This window comes from Shinella sp. 1A1 (assembly GCF_055379515.1).
In genome coordinates this window covers 2422922-2440306 of the sequence record NZ_AP039671.1, presented here as the reverse complement: position 1 = coordinate 2440306, position 17385 = coordinate 2422922, and the positions used below count along the sequence as shown (strand labels likewise).

The window sequence follows — 17385 nt, the reverse complement described above, 5'->3', positions numbered from 1 at the left end:
AGAAAGACTTCGCATGGCACAGGTGACCGTACAGATCGATGGCAAGGCCTACCGCATGGCTTGCGAGGAAGGCCAGGAGGGGCATCTCGAAGAGCTTGCCGCCGGCTTCGATCAATATGTCGGCCACCTGAAGAGCCAGTTCGGCGAGATCGGCGACCTGAGGCTCACCGTCATGGCCGGCATCATGGTGATGGACGAGCTCAACGACGTCACCCGGCGTCTCGCCAAGCTGGAAAAGGAAACCGAGGAGCTGCGCACGGGCCGCGAGGGCGTGATGAGCGAGGTTTCGCGCAACGAGGAAGCCATCGCCGTCGCCCTCAACGAGCTGACCAGCCAGATCCAGGGCATGGCCGCCAAGCTCACCGGCAAGCCGCCGGCGAACTGATCCGCGGCGTTTCCAGGCCTTTGCGCACGGCGAGGGCTTCGCACTTTTGCTGAGCTGCTTCGGGAATTGCCACTGGCGAAAACGCCGCTTTCATCCTATATGTCGGATGCGATCTGCGCTTCCCGACAGGAACCACAATCCCTGGGGCCATACTCGATCCAAAGGGAGCTGTCCCTGACCCGGCCCGTGGGCTTGGTCACACGGTGCCCACCTACGTTTGTAGGCACCCAGGATCGTAAACCTCCATCGGTCGTCGCGGATCGTACCTTGCTGAAATCACCGTCAGAACGAAAAGGCCGCCCCATGGGGCGGCCTTCGTGTTTTCTTCCGGGCAGTTGCCCCTCATCCGGCCTGCTGGCCACCTTCTCCCCGCAAGCGGGGCGAAGGGATATGCCGCGCCCGGTTTCCCCAAATCTTCATCGTTGCGTGGGGCAAGTCCCCTCTCCCCGCTTGCGGGGAGAGGGTTAGGGTGAGGGGCAGGGCGGCGAACGCCTTACGCGGCCGCCTTCAGCTGCTTGTCGACCATGGCGCGCAGGCTGCCAAGGTCCTTGGCGAAGGCGCGGATGCCTTCGGAGAGCTTTTCGGTCGCCATGGCGTCCTCGTTCAGCATCCAACGGAAGGCCTTCTCGTCGATCTTGATCGGCGAGACCTTGGCGGCCTTTTCCGGCGAGAGCTTGCGCTCCAGCTTGCCCGATGCGGCGTCGAGTTCCTCGAGCAAGGCGGGGCTGATCGTCAGGCGGTCGCAGCCGGCCAGCGCTTCGATCTCGCCCGTGTTGCGGAAGGAGGCGCCCATGACGATCGTGTCGATGCCGTTGGACTTGTAGTAGTCGTAGATCGCGCGGACGGAGAGGACGCCCGGATCGTCTTCGGCGGTGAAGGTCTTGCCGGAGGCCTTGACATGCCAGTCGAGGATGCGGCCGACGAAGGGCGAGATGAGGAAGACGCCGGCATCGGCGCAGGCGATGGCCTGGGCCTGGTTGAAGAGCAGCGTCAGGTTGCAGTCGATGCCTTCCTTCTGCAGCACTTCGGCGGCGCGGATGCCTTCCCAGGTGGAGGCGAGCTTGATCAGGATGCGCTCGCGGGAAATGCCGCGCGCGTCATAGGCCTTGATGATCTCGCGAGCCTTGGCGATGGAGGCCTCGGTGTCGAAGGAGAGGTCGGCATCGACTTCGGTCGAGACGCGGCCGGGCACCAGCTCGGCAAGCGCGGCGCCGACCGCGATGGCGAGGCGATCGCCGACGGCGGCGACGACGCCCTCGTGATTGCCGCCTTGCGACCGGCCCCAGCGGATGGCTTCGGCCACCGCGTCGGAAAATGCCGGCGTGCCGAGCGCCTTCAGGACGATGGTGGGATTGGTGGTGCAATCGACCGGCTTCAGGCGGCGCACGGCTTCGATGTCGCCGGTATCTGCCACGACGGTCGTCATCGCGCGGAGTTGTTCAAGCTTGGACGTCATATCCGAATTCCCGAAAGGTTGTTGCTGGGCCTCCGTCCCCGGCCCTTGCAGGGGAAACGTCGAACCCTCCTCCATGTTCCTATGCAGGCGTGCGTGCGGCCGTGCTTCCGTTTCGGCCGCCGGCTTGCCGGCACACACTGGCGACCGGCGGAAAACCGCCAGTCGACATGGGGCGACTATCGACATTTCCCCGGGACAAAGTCAAGCACTTTTGCCCACTCTCGTGAACATATGTCGCATTTCCCCAGCGATGTGCTAAGGTGCCCGCCGGAAACGAACGAGCAAGATGGAGGCGACGTGGCAAGGCTCCGGCGCGACACACATACGGCCTATTCGGAATCGACGGCGCTACGCCTGCGGGCCGCCTGGCTCTATTACAACCAGGGCCTCACCCAGAAGGACGTGGCGGAGAAGATCGGCGTCAGCCGCACCACGGTCGTGCGCATGCTCGACGAGGCGCTGAAGCGCTCCGAGGTGCAGATCTGGATCAACGAGGGCATTGCCGACTGCGTGGAACTTTCCGTGCGGCTGGAAAGGGCCTACGGGCTCGACGAGGCCGTTGTGGTGCCGGCGGCCGACAGCGCGGAGGCGACGGCCAAGAGCGTCGGCCTCGCGCTCGGCCAGTTCCTGACGGAGGCGATCCCCGACGACTGCACGGTCGGCGTCGGCTGGGGGCGCACGCTGACGGCCTCGCTGGCCAGCTTCCGCCCCGCCCGCCGCGAGCGCGTCAAGGTCGTCTCGCTGCTCGGCGGCGTCGTGGAGGCGCATCGCATCAACCCCATCGAATATACCTGGCAGCTTGCCAGCCAGCTCGGGGCGGAGTGTTACCTGTTCCTCGCGCCGCTTCTCGTCGATTCGCGCGAGACCAAGCGCAGCCTCATCGAGAAATGCGGCCTCAAGACCCTGTTCGAACTTGCCGAGAACATGGATATCGCGGTGGTGAGCTGCGGCGATATCGGACCGGAGGCAAGCTCGCTGTCGCGCGACTTCATCGCCCGGCGGGAGCTGGAGGAGCTGATCGCGGCGGGCTGCGTGTGCGATACGATGTGCAATTTCCTCGATGCGGAGGGGCACACCATCGACCATCCGATCCGCCACCGGGTCATGTCGATCGATCTCGATACGGTGAAGAAGGCGCGACATATCGTGCTCGTCTCCGGCGGGGCGCATCGGGCGCCGGCCATCCGCGCCACCATCCGCCGCGTCGGCTGCAACACGCTGATCACCGACGAGGGCGCCGCGAAGGCGATGCTGGCGCTTGCCGAAACCTCCGCCGCGGCCTGACCGGATCATCGTGGGATTTGATTGCGGCACCGCCTGCTGCTAAGCGGAGCGAAAAGCAGCGGGAGACATCCGTGACACCGAGGGAAGAGAAGGCGGCCATCCGCAACGAGCGGCTGGCCCTGCGCGACGCGATGACGCCGGAGGCGCGCATCGAGGGCAGCCTTGCCATGGCCGGGCATGCGGGCGACCGCATCGAATTCGATCCCGGCACGGTGATCTCCGGCTTCTGGCCGATCCGCTCGGAGGCCGACATCCGGCCGCTGATGGCGCATCTGCGCACGCGCGGCGCGCGGCTCTGCCTGCCGGTGGTGCTCGACCGGGAGACGATCGTCTTCCGCGAGCTTGTCGTCGGCGCGCCGGTGGTCAAGACCGGCTTCGGCACGACCGGGCCGGGGCCGGAGGCGGCGGTCATCGATCCCGACATCCTCCTGATGCCGCTTTCCGCCTTCGACGCGGCGGGCAACCGCATCGGCTATGGCGCCGGCCATTACGACCGGGCGATCGACCGGCTGAAGGCGAAAGGCCGCACGCCGATGCTGATCGGCATTGCGTTCGACTGCCAGGAAGTGGCATCAGTACCGGCCGAGCCGCACGACGTTCCGCTGGATGCGATCCTCACGGAAAGCGGCTTGCGGATGTTCCAACAGGTTTCATAAGGCAGTTCGATGCGTTTTCTCTTTCTGGGCGACATGGTGGGCAAGACCGGGCGGACGGCCGTCTGGGAGCGCCTGCCGGGCCTGATCGGCGATTTCAAGCTGGATTTCGTCGTCGTCAACGGGGAGAACGCGGCCGGCGGCTTCGGCATCACCGAGGATATCTTCCTGGAGACGATCAATGCCGGGGCCGACGTCGTGACGACCGGCAACCATGTCTGGGACCAGAAGGAGGCCGTGGGCTTTGCCGGCCGGCACGACCAGTTCCTGCGGCCCGCCAACTATCCGGCCGGCACGCCCGGCCGCGGCGCCAACCTTTTCATCGCCCGCAACGGGGCACGCGTGCTGGTCGCCAACATCATGGGCCGCGTCTTCATGCATCCCGAGCTGGACGATCCCTTCACCGCGGGCGAGGCGATCCTGGCGTCCTGCCCGCTCGGCGAGCAGGCGGACGCCATCATCTTCGATTTCCATGCGGAAGCGACCAGCGAGAAGCAGTGCTTCGGCCATTTCGTCGACGGGCGCGCCAGCGTCGTCGTCGGCACGCATACCCATGTGCCGACGGCCGATTGCCAGATCCTCAACGGCGGCACGGGCTACATGTCGGACGCCGGCATGTGCGGCGACTACGATTCCTCGCTCGGCATGGACAAGGAAGAGCCGCTCAACCGCTTCATCTCCAAGATGCCGCGCGGACGCTTCGAGGCGGCCTCCGGCCCGGCGACGATCTGCGGGTTGGCGGTCGAGATTTCCGACCGCACCGGCCTTGCCGAGAAGATCGCGCCGCTGCGTCTCGGCGCGCGCCTTGCCGAGACGGTGCCGGATTTCTGGAACTGACAGCCCGCGTCAGATCATGTGGCGCAGGTGATCTGCCGAGCCGCTGCTGAAGGTCACATGCGCCTTCACGCCGACATCCGGCTCGTCGTCCGGGTTGAGGTTCGCCTTGGCGATCTCCCAGCCGAATTTCAGCCTGCTGCCGGTCGAGGCCCAGATTTCGGCGTCCTCGATCTCCAGCGCCAGCATGGTGAGCTGCGGATCGTGCTTGCCGTGGTCGAACCAGGCTTCGATGACGGAGCTCCAGTATTCGTCGATCTTGGCGGGATCCTTGCGAACGGAAATACGGCCGGCGACGCAGGCATGGTAATCGTGGTCCTTGCCGACCACGCAGAAATGCGCGCGGGCGCCGGGCGTGATCGCCTCGACGATCTCCGCATCCGTCTTGGTGAAGAACCAGATCGTCGCGGTCTGGCGATCAAGCTGCGGCGCCATCGGCTGCATGTGCATGTGGCTGCCCTCGATGCCGAGCATGCCGGCATGGATCCGGTCGATCTCGTCGAAAAGCTGTTCCTTCGGGTGTTCGCGCGCCCGGGTGAGGTTGGACATGGCTGTTCCTCTCATTCGTTGGGTTGACGCCCGGAGGAACGTGGGGCGGCGGACAAGGTTCCGGCGGCGCATGATCGCACGGCTTGCCGAAGCGGCTGGCGCTTTCTATTCTCCGCGGCTCCAGAGACCGGGATTTCTTCATGCGTCTTCTTCTTTCCGCTTCCCTCCTGCTCGTTTCCTCCGCCATCGCGCTTGCCGACGGCGCGCCGATGCCGGGCGGGCCGGCAGCGGAATCCGGCCAGCCGCACGGGGCGGCCAGGCAGCCGGTGGAGAAGGCGCCGGCGCGCTCCCTCGGGGTCGCGCAGGAATTTTCCATGCCCTCGGGCAATATCGGCTGCGTCTACATTCCCGAGGGCGGCACGGACGTCTACCAGCCGGAGGACGGCGGGCCGGAGCTTTCCTGCGACCGGATCGAGCCGAAATATGTGCGCGCCATTCTCGGCCGCAGCGGCAAGGGCAGGGTGCTTTCCAATGTCGGCGACCAGGGCTGCTGCGGGGCGAAGACGATCCTCGACTATGGCGAGGTCTGGCGCGGCGGTCCCTTCACCTGCCATTCGGAGCGCACGGGGCTGACCTGCGAGCGTGAGGACGGCCATTCCTTCCTCCTCAGCCGCGCACGCTTGAAGGCCGACTGAAATCCTCCTTCGCTTTGTTCGCCGGACTGCTGGACGCGCGGCGACAATGAAATTATAAGGCGGCATTCCAAAAATCGGGGCAGCAAGCCGGCGCGTCACCGCGGTCGTCCTGTCCCGCTCAAAGACCGGCGACCGAAACAAAGGGCGCCAAACCAAGACAGGGGTGCCATGGCTGGCCATTCACAGTTCAAGAATATCATGCACCGCAAGGGTCGGCAGGACGCCGTGCGGTCGAAAATGTTCTCCAAGCTCGCCCGTGAAATCACGGTGGCGGCGAAGACGGGCATGGCCGATCCGGCGATGAACCCGCGCCTGCGCCTGGCGATCCAGAACGCCAAGGCCCAGTCCATGCCGAAGGACAATATCGAGCGCGCCATCAAGAAGGCCTCCGGCGGAGATGCGGAGAACTACGAGGAAGTCCGCTACGAGGGTTATGGCCCGGGCGGCGTCGCCGTCATCGTCGAGGCGCTGACCGACAACCGCAACCGCACCGCCTCCTCCGTCCGCTCGACCTTCTCCAAGGCCGGCGGCGCATTGGGCGAAACCGGCTCGGTCTCCTTCTCCTTCGACCGCGTGGGCGAGATCACCTACAAGCTTTCAGCCGGCAGCGCCGACGCCGTCATGGACGCCGCCATCGAGGCCGGCGCCGAGGACGTGACGACGGACGAGGACGGCCACTCGATCATCTGCGGCTTCGAGGATATCGGCGACGTTTCCAAGGCGCTGGAAGACACGCTCGGCGAGGCCGAGACCGTCAAGGCGATCTGGAAGGCGCAGAACACCGTGCCGGTCGACGAGGAAAAGGCGCAGTCGCTGATGAAGCTCATCGACACGCTGGAAGACGACGACGACGTGCAGAACGTCTATTCGAATTTCGAGGTCTCCGACGAGGTCCTGGCCAAGCTTTCGGCCTGATCGGGGGAGCTGCGACGGCCCCTCATCCCGCTGCCGCGACCTTCTCCCCGCAAGCGGCGAAGGCGGCAGACGGGAATGGCTTCCTTCCCACCCATCGTCGAGATGGGAAGACGCCGGTACAACGAAACTCCTTCTCCCCGCTTGCGGGGAGAAGGTCGCGGCAGCGGGATGAGGGGCAATCCCTTACTCTGCCTCGGCCAGTTTCCTCTGCGCCCCTGCAAACAACCGCAGCGACTTCACCCGCGCCTCCATGTCGTGGACCGGCATGGAGACGATCAGCTCGTCCGCTTTGGTGAGGGAGAGGAAATCGGCGATCCGGCGCTCGATCTTCTCCGGCCCGCCGACGACGGCATATTGCAGAGTATGCTCCACCATGATGCGCTCCTGCTCGTTCCAGAAGCCGTCCATGCTGTCGACCGGCGGCGGGAAGGCTCCGGGCGTGCCGCGGCGAAGGCGCACGAAGGATTGCTGCATGGAGGTGAAGAGGTAATCGGCCTCCGCATCCGTATCGGCCGCCGCGCCCATCACGCCCACCATGACATGGGGCTTGTCGAGATATTGCGAGGGCTCGAAGCGCTCGCGGTAGATCTCCAGCGCCGTCAGCAGCATGTCCGGCGCGAAATGCGAGGCGAAGGCGAAGGGCAGGCCGAGCATGCCAGCCAGATGCGCCGAATAATGGCTGGAGCCGAGCAGCCAGACCGGCACGTTGCTGCCCGCGCCCGGCACGGCGACGACCTTCTGGTCCGGCGCGGGCGGTCCCATGAGCTGCATCAGCTCGATGACGTCCTGCGGGAAATTGTTGGCGGCGCTGTCGAGATTGCGGCGCAGCGCCTGCGCGGTGCGCATGTCCGTGCCCGGGGCGCGGCCGAGGCCGAGGTCGATGCGGTCCGGGAAGAGCGCGGCGAGCGTGCCGAACTGCTCGGCGATGACGAGCGGCGAATGGTTCGGCAGCATGATGCCGCCGGAACCGACGCGGATCGTCTCGGTGCCCGCCGCGACATGCTGGATGACGAGGGAGGTGGCGGCGCTGGCGATGCCGCGCATGCCGTGATGCTCGGCGAGCCAGAAGCGCTTGTAGCCGTGCACCTCGGCCTCCTGCGCCAGACGGCGGGAATTTTCCAGCGACTGGGCGACGGTGCCGCCTTCGATGACCGGGGACAGGTCGAGGATGGAGAAGGGCACCATGGGAGCGGCCTCTTTGTAAGGGATTTTGATCGCTTCCCCATGTAGGTTCAGTTTTCTCGAATCCAAGCAAGGAATTCCGGAATTCGCATAGTGATGCTTTGTTTTTGTTTTGTTCACATTTCGCTGGCAGGGTCCGGCGGACAGGGTTAGGGTTGGACAATGCAGGACACGATTCGCATCATCGGCATCGATCCGGGGCTTCGCCGCACCGGCTGGGGCATTATCGAGACGCTCGGCAACTCCCTGCGCTTCGTTGCCTCGGGCACCGTGACGTCGGATGGCGACATGGATCTCGCTTCGCGCCTCTGCCAGCTCCATGACGGCCTTGCCGAGGTCGTGCACAGCTACCAGCCCGACGAGGCTGCCGTCGAGCAGACCTTCGTCAACAAGGACGCGACCGCCACGCTGAAGCTCGGCCAGGCGCGCGGCATCGCCATGCTGGTGCCGGCCCGCGCGGGCCTGCGCGTTGCCGAATATGCGCCGAACGCCGTCAAGAAGGCGGTGATCGGCGTCGGCCACGGCGAGAAGCAGCAGATCCACATGATGCTGAAAGTGCTGATGCCGAAGGCCACTTTCGTAGGCAACGACGCGGCCGATGCGCTCGCCATCGCCATCTGCCACGCCCACAACCGCCAGGGCCTCTCCGGCCGCCTCGCCAAGCTCGCTGGTTGATTTGTTCTTGACTTGTTCCGGTTGCGACGATAAGTAATACCGCAGAGGTATTACCATGCGTGTGACGGAAAAAGGTCAGGTGACGATCCCGAAGGATATCCGCGACCGGCTCGCCATCGAGCCCGGTTCGGAGGTGGACTTCGTTGTCTCGAACGACGGCGTGATGCTGGTGAAGGTCGGCGACGGCAAAGGCGATTTCAAGGATTTCGACGCCTGGGCGGCCAGCGTCAGGGGAACGTGGGATCTCGACGGCATGACGCCCGACGAATATTTCGAATGGCTGCGGGGGCCGCGTGATGACCTCGACCGTCGTTGATACCAATGTTCTGATCGACATCCTCGGGCCGGATCGTCCGGAACGGGTCTGGTCACTTGCCGCCCTGAAACGGTGCGTGGAAGAGGGGGAGTTGGTTCTCCATTCCGTTGTCTGGTCGGAGCTTGCGGCATCGCCGCTCAGCGAACTGGAGCTGAACCTCGCCTTCGGTTGGCTTCGCATGCGGCGGGAACCCTTTTCCTATGAAGCGGCATTCGCTGCCGGCAAGGCGCACTATGCCTATCGCCGGGCGGGTGGGCTGCGGGAACGTACGCTGCCGGACTTCCTTGTCGGGGCGCATGCTTGCGTGCGTTCCCACCGGCTCCTCACCCGCGATGCCGCCCGCTACCGTACCTATTTCCCCGCGCTCGACATCATCTCCCCCGAAACCCATCCCTGACGGACCCATCCATGATCGGCAAACTCAAAGGCACCATCGACGAGATCGGCGAGGATCATGTGGTTCTCGACGTGCACGGCGTCGGCTATGTCGCCCATTGCTCGGCGCGCACGCTCGGCAGGCTCGGCTCGGCCGGGGAGGCGGCCGCGCTGTTCATCGAGACCTATGTGCGCGAGGACCAGTTCCGCCTGTTCGGCTTCCTGACGGCACTGGAGCGGGAATGGTTCCGGCTGTTGCAGAGCGTGCAGGGCGTCGGCTCCAAGGTGGCGCTGGCGGTGCTTTCCACGCTGACGCCGGGAGAACTGGCCAATGCCATCGCGCTGCAGGACAAGACGGCCGTCTCGCGCGCGCCGGGCGTCGGGCCGAAGGTGGCCGTGCGCATCATCACCGAGTTGCGCAACAAGGCGCCGGCCTTTGCGGGCGAGGCCTCGGCCGCCATCGGGCTCAAGCAGGAGATCGGCGAGGGCGTCGCCTCCGCGCCGGTCGCCGATGCGGTGTCGGCGCTCACCAATCTCGGTTACTCGCGCGACCAGGCGGCCAATGCCGTCGCGGCGGCGCTCAAGAATGGCGGGGAGGGGGCGGACAGCGCCAAGCTCATCCGCCTCGGTCTCAAGGAATTGTCGCGGTGATGCCGTTGCCTTCCTCCGCGGACAATGGGATTAGGGCTCAATGAGCGACGAGACGAGACTGCTTTCGCCGGACAAGCGCGGCGAGGACATCGACACGGCCCTGCGCCCGCAGACGCTGGACGACTTTACCGGCCAGGCGGAGGCGCGCGCCAACCTCAAGATCTTCATCGAGGCGGCGAAGAACCGCGGCGAGGCGCTCGACCATGTGCTCTTCGTCGGACCGCCCGGCCTGGGCAAGACGACGCTGGCGCAGATCATGGCCAAGGAGCTCGGCGTCAATTTCCGCTCGACCTCCGGCCCGGTCATCGCGAAAGCCGGCGACCTTGCGGCGCTGCTGACCAATCTGGAAGAGCGCGACGTGCTCTTCATCGACGAGATCCACCGCCTCAACCCGGCCGTCGAGGAAATCCTCTATCCGGCCATGGAGGATTTCCAGCTCGATCTCATCATCGGCGAAGGCCCGGCCGCGCGCTCGGTGAAGATCGACCTGTCGAAATTCACCCTCGTCGCCGCCACCACGCGCCTCGGCCTGCTGACGACGCCGCTGCGCGACCGTTTCGGCATTCCGGTGCGGCTCAATTTCTACACCGTCGAGGAGCTGGAATCGATCGTGCGCCGCGGCGCGCGGCTGATGGGGCTCGGCATGACGGATGGCGGCGCGCGGGAGATCGCCCGGCGCGCCCGCGGCACGCCGCGCATCGCCGGCCGCCTGCTGCGCCGCGTGCGCGACTTCGCCGAGGTGGCGCGGGCGGAGGCGGTGACGCAAAAGATTGCCGACGAGGCGCTGACGCGGCTTCTCGTCGACAATATGGGCCTCGACCAGCTCGACCGGCGCTACCTCTCGATGATCGCCCACAATTTCGGCGGCGGGCCGGTCGGCATCGAGACCATCGCGGCGGGGCTGTCCGAGCCGCGCGACGCCATCGAGGACATCATCGAGCCCTACATGATCCAGCAGGGCTTCATCCAGCGCACGCCGCGTGGCCGTGTTTTAACCGCAAATGCCTGGAAACATCTGGGCCTCACGCCGCCGAAGGATATCGAGGCGTCACAGTTCAGGCTCTTTTCCGAGGACGACTGAGTGATCACCCGCCGCGGTTTGCTGAAGGCCTTTGGAGGCTTGGTTGCCGCGGGTTTCGCCACTTCCGCCTACGCCGTCGGCGTGGAGCCGGTGCTGCGGCTCGGCACGACGATCTATCGCATCCGGCCGCCCGGCTGGCCGGAGGGGCAGAAGCTGCGAATCGTCGCGCTGGCCGATGTCCATGCCTGCGATCCCTGGATGAGCGTCGGGCGGATCCGCGCCATCTGCGAGCATGCGAACGCGCTCGGCGGCGATATCATCGTTCTCCTCGGCGATTATGTCTCCGACATGCGTGCCGTCTGGAACCATGTGCCGGCCGACGCATGGGCCGGGGCGCTGTCGATCCTGAAGGCGCCATATGGCGTCCATGCCGTCATCGGCAATCACGACTGGTGGAAGGACGGGGCGGCGCAGGCGGCGGGCGGCGGCGAGACGTTCAGCCACCGGGCCTTGCGGGATGCCGGTATCGCGGTCTATGCCAACCGCGCCGCGCGGATCGAAACGGCATCCGGCGCTTTCTGGCTGGCAGGCCTCGAAGACCAGCAGGCGCTCCATCCCGGGCGAAAATGGAACCGCACGCAGTTCGCCGGGCTTGACGACCTGCCCGGCACGCTCGCGCAGGTGACGGATGACGCGCCCGTCATTCTGATCGCCCACGAGCCCGACATCTTTCCGAGCGTTCCCGCGCGGGTTTCGCTGACGCTGTGCGGCCATACCCATGGCGGCCAGGTCCGGCTTTTCGGCTATGCGCCTGTGGTGCCGTCGCGCTACGGAAACCGCTATGTCTACGGCCATATCGTCGAGGAGGGCCGGCATCTGTGCGTTTCCGGCGGGCTTGGCTGTTCCGGCCTGCCGGTCCGCTTCGGCTCGCCGCCGGAGATCATGGTGATCGAACTCGGCTGAGCGCCGGCCTTGCATTTGCTGCCGCTTTGCGGGAGAGAGGCGGAAAATTCTTGCCGGACACCGATCATGACAGACCTCCCCCATCATCTTTCTGGCGAACTCAGCGAGGCAGGCCACCGGCTCGTGCAGCGCGTCTATTACGAGGACACGGATTTTTCCGGCGTCGTCTACCACGCCCGCTACCTGCATTTCATGGAGCGCGGGCGGACGGATTATCTGCGTCTGCTCGGCGTCGAGCAGGGCAGCCTCGTGCTGGAGGAGGACCGCGAGGGCCTCGTCTTCGTCGTTCATCGCATGGAGATCGACTTCAAGGCGCCAGCGCGGATGGACGATATCCTGACGATCCTGACGTCCACCGAGAAGGCGGGCGGGGCGAAGATGATCCTCAACCAGGAAATCCGCCGCGGCGACCAGCTTCTGATAGCCGCGCGCGTCATCATCGCGGTCATCAACGCGGCGGGCCGGCCGCGCCGGCTGCCGGAGGCGCTGGCGGCGCGTTTTCTTGCCAGGACGCAAGAAGTTTCGGCCGCGCATTAGCGGTAACACTCCCTTAACCATAATGATGTCTTACTCGACGGGTGAGGATTTTGTGCACTGCACGTCATCCTTTAACCAAAATTGCCGTGAAGAAGGCAGGTTGTAAGCGTTTGACCGGCATGGCGGCCGGCGGCATCAACCGGACATTCTTGACGGACTGCGAAGCGGGTGCGGGACGAAAACCCTGACTGCGACGCGCGTTATTGAATGCCGTAGCGGGTTTATCCTCCCAGAGGCCCGCCACGGCGGAATGTTACCCGGTTGGGCCGCAAAGCGCCCGTGCCGGGTGTTTGGATTCGGGGACATAGGTCTATGGAACAAGTGGGTTTGGAAGCGGCTGGCAGCGTGACCCTGTGGGGTCTCTTCATCCAGGCCGGATTCATCGTGAAGCTGGTCATGCTCGGCCTTCTCGCCGCGTCCGTCTGGACCTGGGCCATCGTGGTCGACAAGTCCGTGAGCTACGGCCGCGCGCGCCGCCAGCTCGACAGCTTCGAGCAGGTCTTCTGGTCGGGCCAGTCGCTGGAGGAGCTCTATCGCACGCTCTCCGACCGGCAGACCTCCGGCATGAGCGCCATCTTCGTGGCGGCGATGCGGGAATGGAAGAAGAGCTTCGAACGCGGGGCGCGCTCGCCCATAGGCCTGCAGATGCGTATCGACCGGGCGATGGACGTGACGCTGTCGCGCGAATCCGAAACGCTGGAAGCCCGGCTCGGCTCGCTCGCCACCATCGGCTCGGCGGCGCCCTTCGTCGGCCTCTTCGGCACGGTCGTCGGCATCATGACCTCCTTCCAGGCCATCGCCGGCTCCAAGCAGACGAGCCTTGCGGTCGTCGCGCCGGGCATCGCCGAGGCGCTGCTCGCCACCGCCATCGGCCTCGTCGCCGCCATTCCCGCGGTCATCGCCTACAACAAGTTCTCCGCCGACGCCGGCAAGCTGACGGCGCGCATGGAGGGCTTTGCGGACGAGTTCTCGGCCATCCTCTCGCGCCAGATCGACGAGAAGCTGCAGCCGCGCGCTGCGGCGCAGTAAAGCGCGGCGTTCAGGACAGACGGAGACGACGCCATGGGCATGTCAGTCGGAGCGAAGAATTCAGGCGGCGGTCGCCGCCGCCGCGGGGGCGGCAAGCGGGCCCCGATGAGCGAGATCAACGTGACGCCGATGGTCGACGTCATGCTGGTGCTGCTCATCATCTTCATGGTCGCAGCCCCCTTGATGACCGTCGGCGTGCCGCTCGACCTGCCGAAGACGCAGGCCAAGGCCCTCAACGCCGATACGCAGCCGATCACCGTTTCGGTCAAGGCCGACGGCCAGGTCTTCCTGCAGGAAACAGCGATCCCGATCGAGGAGGTCGCCGCCAAGCTCCAGGCCGTGGCCACCACCGGCTATACCGAGCGTATCTTCGTGCGCGGCGACGGCAATGCGCCCTATGGCGTCATGGCCGACGTCATGTCGCGCATCCAGGCCGGCGGCTTCACCAATATCGGCCTCGTCACCGAGCAGAAACCGGACAGGTAATCGCACGCCATGAAGGGCAGCCTTGCCACATCCGCCGTCATCCACGCCGTGGTCCTCACCTGGGCGCTGGTTTCGCTCGGCAGTCCCGAGAGCTTCGACGTCGCCGATGTCGAGGCCCTGCCGGTCGATATCGTGTCGATCGAGGAGCTGACGCAGATTCAGCAGGGCGACAAGAAAGCCGAAATGAAGGAAAAGGCCGCCCCCGTTCCGACCAAGAAGCAGACGCCGGTCGAGAACGCGGAAAATGTCGGCGACAACGAGATCGACCTGAAGAACCTGCCGACGCCGGAAGAAAAGCCGCGCGACATCGAGACCGCCGCTTCGCCGGAAAAGGCCGAGAAGGTCGTCCAGACGCCGGACAGCAAGCCCGTCGAGGAGGCAAAGCCGGTCGAAAAGGCGAGCGAGCCCTCGACCGAGGTCGCGGCCCTTCCCGAGGCCAAGCAGGAGGTCAAGCCCGACCCGAAGCCCGAGGCCAAGCCGGCTGAAGACAAGCCCGCCGAGGACCCGGAAGCCGAGGCGCTGCCGGACAAGGTGCCGCTGCCCGAGATGAAGCCGAAGGTCGAGACGGCCAAGGCCGAGCCGGAGAAGAAGCCGGAAGAGAAGAAGACCGAGACGGCGAAGGCCCAGACGGCCAAGACGCCCGACCGTAAGAAGGACGAGAAGAAGAAGCAGGAGAAGGCGAGCTCGCTGAACGACAGCGACTTCAACGCCGACGAGATCGCTGCGCTTCTCAACAAGGAAAAGGCGGCCGGCGGCGGCGCCAAGCGCTCGCAGGAACAGGCGGCGCTCGGCGGCAAGAAGACGACGACCGGCACCAAGCTTTCGATGAGCGAGATGGACGCGCTGCGCGGCCAGATCCAGAACAACTGGTCGATCATCCCCGGCCTTTCGGATGCCGCCGACGTGCGCATCAAGGTCACGATGCAGCTCGACCAGAACGGCGACATCATCGGCGAGCCGGAAGTCGTGGCGACCGGCGGCTCGGAAGCTGCCCGCCGGGCGCTTGCCGGCGGCGCGCGCCGCGCCATCATGAAATCGCGGCCTTTCAAGGGGCTGCCGCCGGAAAAATACGATGCCTGGAGCGAAGTCGTCGTGAACTTCGATCCGAGCGAAATGATGTAGGAACTAGGAAGGCCTAGATAGATGTACAGACGCAATCTTCTTCGTTTGCTGGTCGTGCTGACCGGCCTTGCGGTCTCTCTGCCGCAGGCCTTTGCGAAGGTCGAAATCAACATCAACAAGGGCAATGTCGAGCCGCTGCCGATCGCCGTGACGGACTTCGTCGCCGGCGGCGACCTCGGCCAGCGCATCACCGACGTCATCGCGGCCGACCTCAAGCGCTCCGGCCTCTTCGCGCCGGTCAACAAGCAGGCCTTCATCGAGAAGATCTCCAACCCGGACCAGCCCCCGCGCTTCGACGACTGGAAGGTCATCAACGCGCAGGCGCTCGTCACGGGCCGCGTGACGCAGGAGGGCGACGGGCGCCTGCGCGCCGAGTTCCGCCTCTGGGACACCTTCGCCGGCCAGCAGCTCACCGGCCAGCAGTTCTACACGCAGCCGGAAAACTGGCGCCGCGTGGCGCATATCATCGCCGACGCGATCTATGAGCGCCTGACGGGCGAGAAGGGCTACTTCGACACCCGCATCGTCTATGTCGCCGAAAGCGGCCCGAAGACGGCCCGCAAGCGCCAGCTCGCCATCATGGACCAGGACGGCTTCAACGCCCGCGCGCTGACGAATTCCAACGAGTTGGTCCTGACGCCGCGCTTCTCGCCGAGCCGCCAGGAAATCACCTACATGTCCTTCGAGGGCAACCAGCCGCGCGTCTACCTGCTCCAGCTTGAGACGGGGCAGCGCGAGGTGGTCGGCAACTTCCCGGGCATGACCTTTGCGCCGCGCTTCTCGCCGGATGGCCAGCGTGTCATCATGAGCCTGCAGCAGGAAGGCAACGCCAATATCTACACGATGGACCTGCGCTCGCGCACCACGACGCGGCTGACCTCCACCGCCGCGATCGACACCTCGCCCTCCTATTCGCCCGACGGCAGCCAGATCGTCTTCGAAAGCGACCGCGGCGGCCGGCCGCAGCTCTACGTGATGGGTGCCGACGGCTCGGGCCAGCGCCGCATCTCCTTTGGCGACGGTTCCTATTCCACGCCGGTCTGGTCCCCGCGCGGCGACCTCATCGCCTTCACCAAGCAGTCGGGCGGCAAGTTCTCCATCGGCGTGATGAAGACGGACGGTTCGGGCGAGCGCATCCTGACCTCGGGCTTCCACAATGAAGGCCCGACCTGGGCGCCGAACGGCCGCGTGCTGATGTTCTTCCGCCAGTCGGCCGGCGCGGGCGGCCCGCAGATCTACTCGATCGATCTGACGGGCTACAACGAGCAGCTCATCCAGACGAAGGGCTTTGCTTCCGACCCGGCCTGGTCGCCGCTGCTCGAATAGTCTTCGGAGCATCACAATTCGAAGCGGGTCTGCCGCGTTCTTGCCGCAAAGTCCTGTAAATCAGGCCATACGGCGAGAGGCGGCAGGCCCGCTTCCGTTTCTGCATGTCGCGCGGACATGTGCTCTGGTTTCGCGCTCCGACATGCAAGGCATGATGAAATGCGAGGGGCCGGGGACGGTCTTACAAGCAATCGTTAACCATAACCGTTGAAGGCGGATTAACCGCTCCGGGTTACAGTCTGGCAACCCTGATTGAAACCTGACGCTTCAACGAACTTGACGCAAGAACTGATGCAAGGAGACCGGCTCATGAGCCGCATTCATACTCCGGCCGCTGGCCGCATGCAGACCATCGCCCGCAACCCGGTGATGATCGCGCTCGTCATGACGCTCGCCCTGGCGGGCTGCGCCTCCAAGAAGAACCTGCCGAACAGCGCCGGCGACCTCGGCCTCAACGGCGCCGGCGGCGCTGCCACGCCCGGCTCGCAGCAGGACTTCACGGTCAATGTCGGCGACCGCATCTTCTTCGACACCGACTCCACGTCGATCCGCGCAGACGCCGCCGCGACGCTCGATCGCCAGGCCCAGTGGCTGCAGCGCTACCCGAACTACGCGATCACGGTCGAAGGCCATGCCGACGAACGCGGCACGCGCGAATACAACCTGGCGCTCGGCGCACGCCGCGCGGCTTCCACCCGCCAGTATCTCGCTTCGCGCGGTATCCCGGCAAACCGCATCAAGACGATCTCCTACGGCAAGGAACGTCCGGTCGCCGTCTGCGACGACATTTCCTGCTGGTCGCAGAACCGTCGTGCCGTCACCGTTCTCGGCGGCGCGGGCATGTAATTCCCCTTCCGGGAACGCATGGAAAAGGCGGCCCTTGCGGCCGCCTTTCTTTTTTCAACACACTTTGGCCGAACTCCGTTGCTTTTTGAGAGTATTTGGAAAACTCTTCGGCAGCGCTTCGGCGCACAATCGGACCAACAGGACG

At 65.4% G+C, this 17385-nt stretch carries 21 protein-coding genes and 1 other RNA gene; 19 read left to right on the top strand and 3 right to left on the bottom strand.

Translation table 11 applies throughout. The features are described from left to right. Positions 1-13 precede the first annotated feature (13 nt). Together ACZ48C_RS12055 and ssrS are read left to right on the top strand one after the other, a co-directional pair. Positions 14-385 (top strand): cell division protein ZapA, encoded by a 372-nt coding sequence (locus tag ACZ48C_RS12055; protein WP_119256708.1) that lies wholly within the window; start codon positions 14-16, stop codon positions 383-385. 107 nt (positions 386-492) lie between these two features. Continuing rightward, a non-coding RNA gene (ssrS, locus tag ACZ48C_RS12050) (6S RNA) lies at positions 493-651 on the top strand. A 227-nt stretch (positions 652-878) separates the two neighbouring features. Here ssrS and tal read toward each other — a convergent pair. Next, positions 879-1841 (bottom strand): transaldolase, encoded by a 963-nt coding sequence (gene tal / locus ACZ48C_RS12045; protein WP_464781247.1) that lies wholly within the window; start codon positions 1839-1841, stop codon positions 879-881. A 297-nt stretch (positions 1842-2138) separates the two neighbouring features. Here tal and ACZ48C_RS12040 point away from each other — a divergent pair, with 297 nt between their 5' ends. From ACZ48C_RS12040 to ACZ48C_RS12030, 3 genes are all read left to right on the top strand, one after another. Next, the gene (locus ACZ48C_RS12040; RefSeq protein WP_464781246.1) at positions 2139-3125 is read left to right on the top strand and encodes a sugar-binding transcriptional regulator; all 987 of its coding nucleotides are present in this window, start codon (positions 2139-2141) and stop codon (positions 3123-3125) included. A 71-nt stretch (positions 3126-3196) separates the two neighbouring features. Beyond that, the gene (locus tag ACZ48C_RS12035; protein ID WP_119256711.1) at positions 3197-3781 is read left to right on the top strand and encodes a 5-formyltetrahydrofolate cyclo-ligase; all 585 of its coding nucleotides are present in this window, start codon (positions 3197-3199) and stop codon (positions 3779-3781) included. A gap of 9 nt (positions 3782-3790) precedes the next feature. Beyond that, positions 3791-4615 (top strand): TIGR00282 family metallophosphoesterase, encoded by an 825-nt coding sequence (locus ACZ48C_RS12030; protein WP_454631985.1) that lies wholly within the window; start codon positions 3791-3793, stop codon positions 4613-4615. A gap of 9 nt (positions 4616-4624) precedes the next feature. Here the strand turns inward: ACZ48C_RS12030 and ACZ48C_RS12025 are convergent, their stop codons facing one another. Then, positions 4625-5161, bottom strand: a complete 537-nt coding sequence (locus tag ACZ48C_RS12025) for a pyridoxamine 5'-phosphate oxidase family protein (RefSeq protein ID WP_318909836.1) — start codon at positions 5159-5161, stop codon at positions 4625-4627. A gap of 140 nt (positions 5162-5301) precedes the next feature. Here ACZ48C_RS12025 and ACZ48C_RS12020 point away from each other — a divergent pair, with 140 nt between their 5' ends. Both ACZ48C_RS12020 and ACZ48C_RS12015 read left to right on the top strand, forming a co-directional pair. Next, the gene (locus tag ACZ48C_RS12020) at positions 5302-5796 is read left to right on the top strand and encodes a hypothetical protein (protein WP_464781245.1); all 495 of its coding nucleotides are present in this window, start codon (positions 5302-5304) and stop codon (positions 5794-5796) included. Between the two features lie 168 nt (positions 5797-5964). Next, entirely contained in the window at positions 5965-6711 is a 747-nt protein-coding gene (locus ACZ48C_RS12015; protein ID WP_119256715.1) for a YebC/PmpR family DNA-binding transcriptional regulator, read from the top strand. A gap of 183 nt (positions 6712-6894) precedes the next feature. Here the strand turns inward: ACZ48C_RS12015 and ACZ48C_RS12010 are convergent, their stop codons facing one another. Beyond that, complete coding sequence (locus ACZ48C_RS12010; protein WP_464781244.1) at positions 6895-7896, bottom strand: LLM class flavin-dependent oxidoreductase; 1002 nt, start codon at positions 7894-7896, stop codon at positions 6895-6897. A 159-nt stretch (positions 7897-8055) separates the two neighbouring features. Between ACZ48C_RS12010 and ruvC the strand changes: the two genes are divergently transcribed. The 12 genes from ruvC to pal all read left to right on the top strand — a co-directional run bounded on the left by ruvC (position 8056) and on the right by pal (position 17240). Beyond that, positions 8056-8568 carry a crossover junction endodeoxyribonuclease RuvC gene (gene ruvC / locus ACZ48C_RS12005; protein WP_318909833.1) on the top strand — a complete coding sequence of 171 codons (513 nt, stop codon included), beginning with the start codon at positions 8056-8058 and terminating at the stop codon, positions 8566-8568. A gap of 55 nt (positions 8569-8623) precedes the next feature. Next, positions 8624-8884, top strand: coding sequence for an AbrB/MazE/SpoVT family DNA-binding domain-containing protein (locus ACZ48C_RS12000; protein ID WP_318909832.1), 261 nt, complete (start codon positions 8624-8626; stop codon positions 8882-8884). Further along, positions 8865-9281: a type II toxin-antitoxin system VapC family toxin gene (locus ACZ48C_RS11995; protein WP_318909831.1), complete on the top strand. Its 417-nt coding sequence runs from the start codon at positions 8865-8867 to the stop codon at positions 9279-9281. Before ACZ48C_RS12000 ends, ACZ48C_RS11995 begins: the two co-directional genes overlap by 20 nt. Positions 9282-9292: 11 nt before the next feature. After that, positions 9293-9910: a Holliday junction branch migration protein RuvA gene (gene ruvA / locus ACZ48C_RS11990; protein WP_464781243.1), complete on the top strand. Its 618-nt coding sequence runs from the start codon at positions 9293-9295 to the stop codon at positions 9908-9910. A 40-nt stretch (positions 9911-9950) separates the two neighbouring features. Then, positions 9951-10991 carry a Holliday junction branch migration DNA helicase RuvB gene (gene ruvB / locus ACZ48C_RS11985; protein WP_464781242.1) on the top strand — a complete coding sequence of 347 codons (1041 nt, stop codon included), beginning with the start codon at positions 9951-9953 and terminating at the stop codon, positions 10989-10991. Beyond that, positions 10992-11894 (top strand): metallophosphoesterase, encoded by a 903-nt coding sequence (locus tag ACZ48C_RS11980; protein WP_119256722.1) that lies wholly within the window; start codon positions 10992-10994, stop codon positions 11892-11894. Between the two features lie 66 nt (positions 11895-11960). Beyond that, a complete protein-coding gene (ybgC, locus tag ACZ48C_RS11975) occupies positions 11961-12431 on the top strand; it encodes a tol-pal system-associated acyl-CoA thioesterase (RefSeq protein ID WP_119256723.1) in 471 nt (156 codons plus the stop codon). Between the two features lie 312 nt (positions 12432-12743). Then, positions 12744-13460, top strand: a complete 717-nt coding sequence (gene tolQ, locus ACZ48C_RS11970; protein ID WP_464781241.1) for a protein TolQ — start codon at positions 12744-12746, stop codon at positions 13458-13460. Positions 13461-13493: 33 nt separating this feature from the next. Further along, the gene (gene tolR / locus ACZ48C_RS11965; RefSeq protein ID WP_119256725.1) at positions 13494-13946 is read left to right on the top strand and encodes a protein TolR; all 453 of its coding nucleotides are present in this window, start codon (positions 13494-13496) and stop codon (positions 13944-13946) included. Positions 13947-13955: 9 nt separating this feature from the next. Further along, positions 13956-15068: a hypothetical protein gene (locus tag ACZ48C_RS11960; protein ID WP_119256726.1), complete on the top strand. Its 1113-nt coding sequence runs from the start codon at positions 13956-13958 to the stop codon at positions 15066-15068. A gap of 21 nt (positions 15069-15089) precedes the next feature. Beyond that, complete coding sequence (tolB, locus tag ACZ48C_RS11955; protein ID WP_119256727.1) at positions 15090-16394, top strand: Tol-Pal system beta propeller repeat protein TolB; 1305 nt, start codon at positions 15090-15092, stop codon at positions 16392-16394. Positions 16395-16703: 309 nt separating this feature from the next. Further along, complete coding sequence (gene pal, locus ACZ48C_RS11950) at positions 16704-17240, top strand: peptidoglycan-associated lipoprotein Pal (protein ID WP_119256728.1); 537 nt, start codon at positions 16704-16706, stop codon at positions 17238-17240. Positions 17241-17385: the final 145 nt, after the last annotated feature.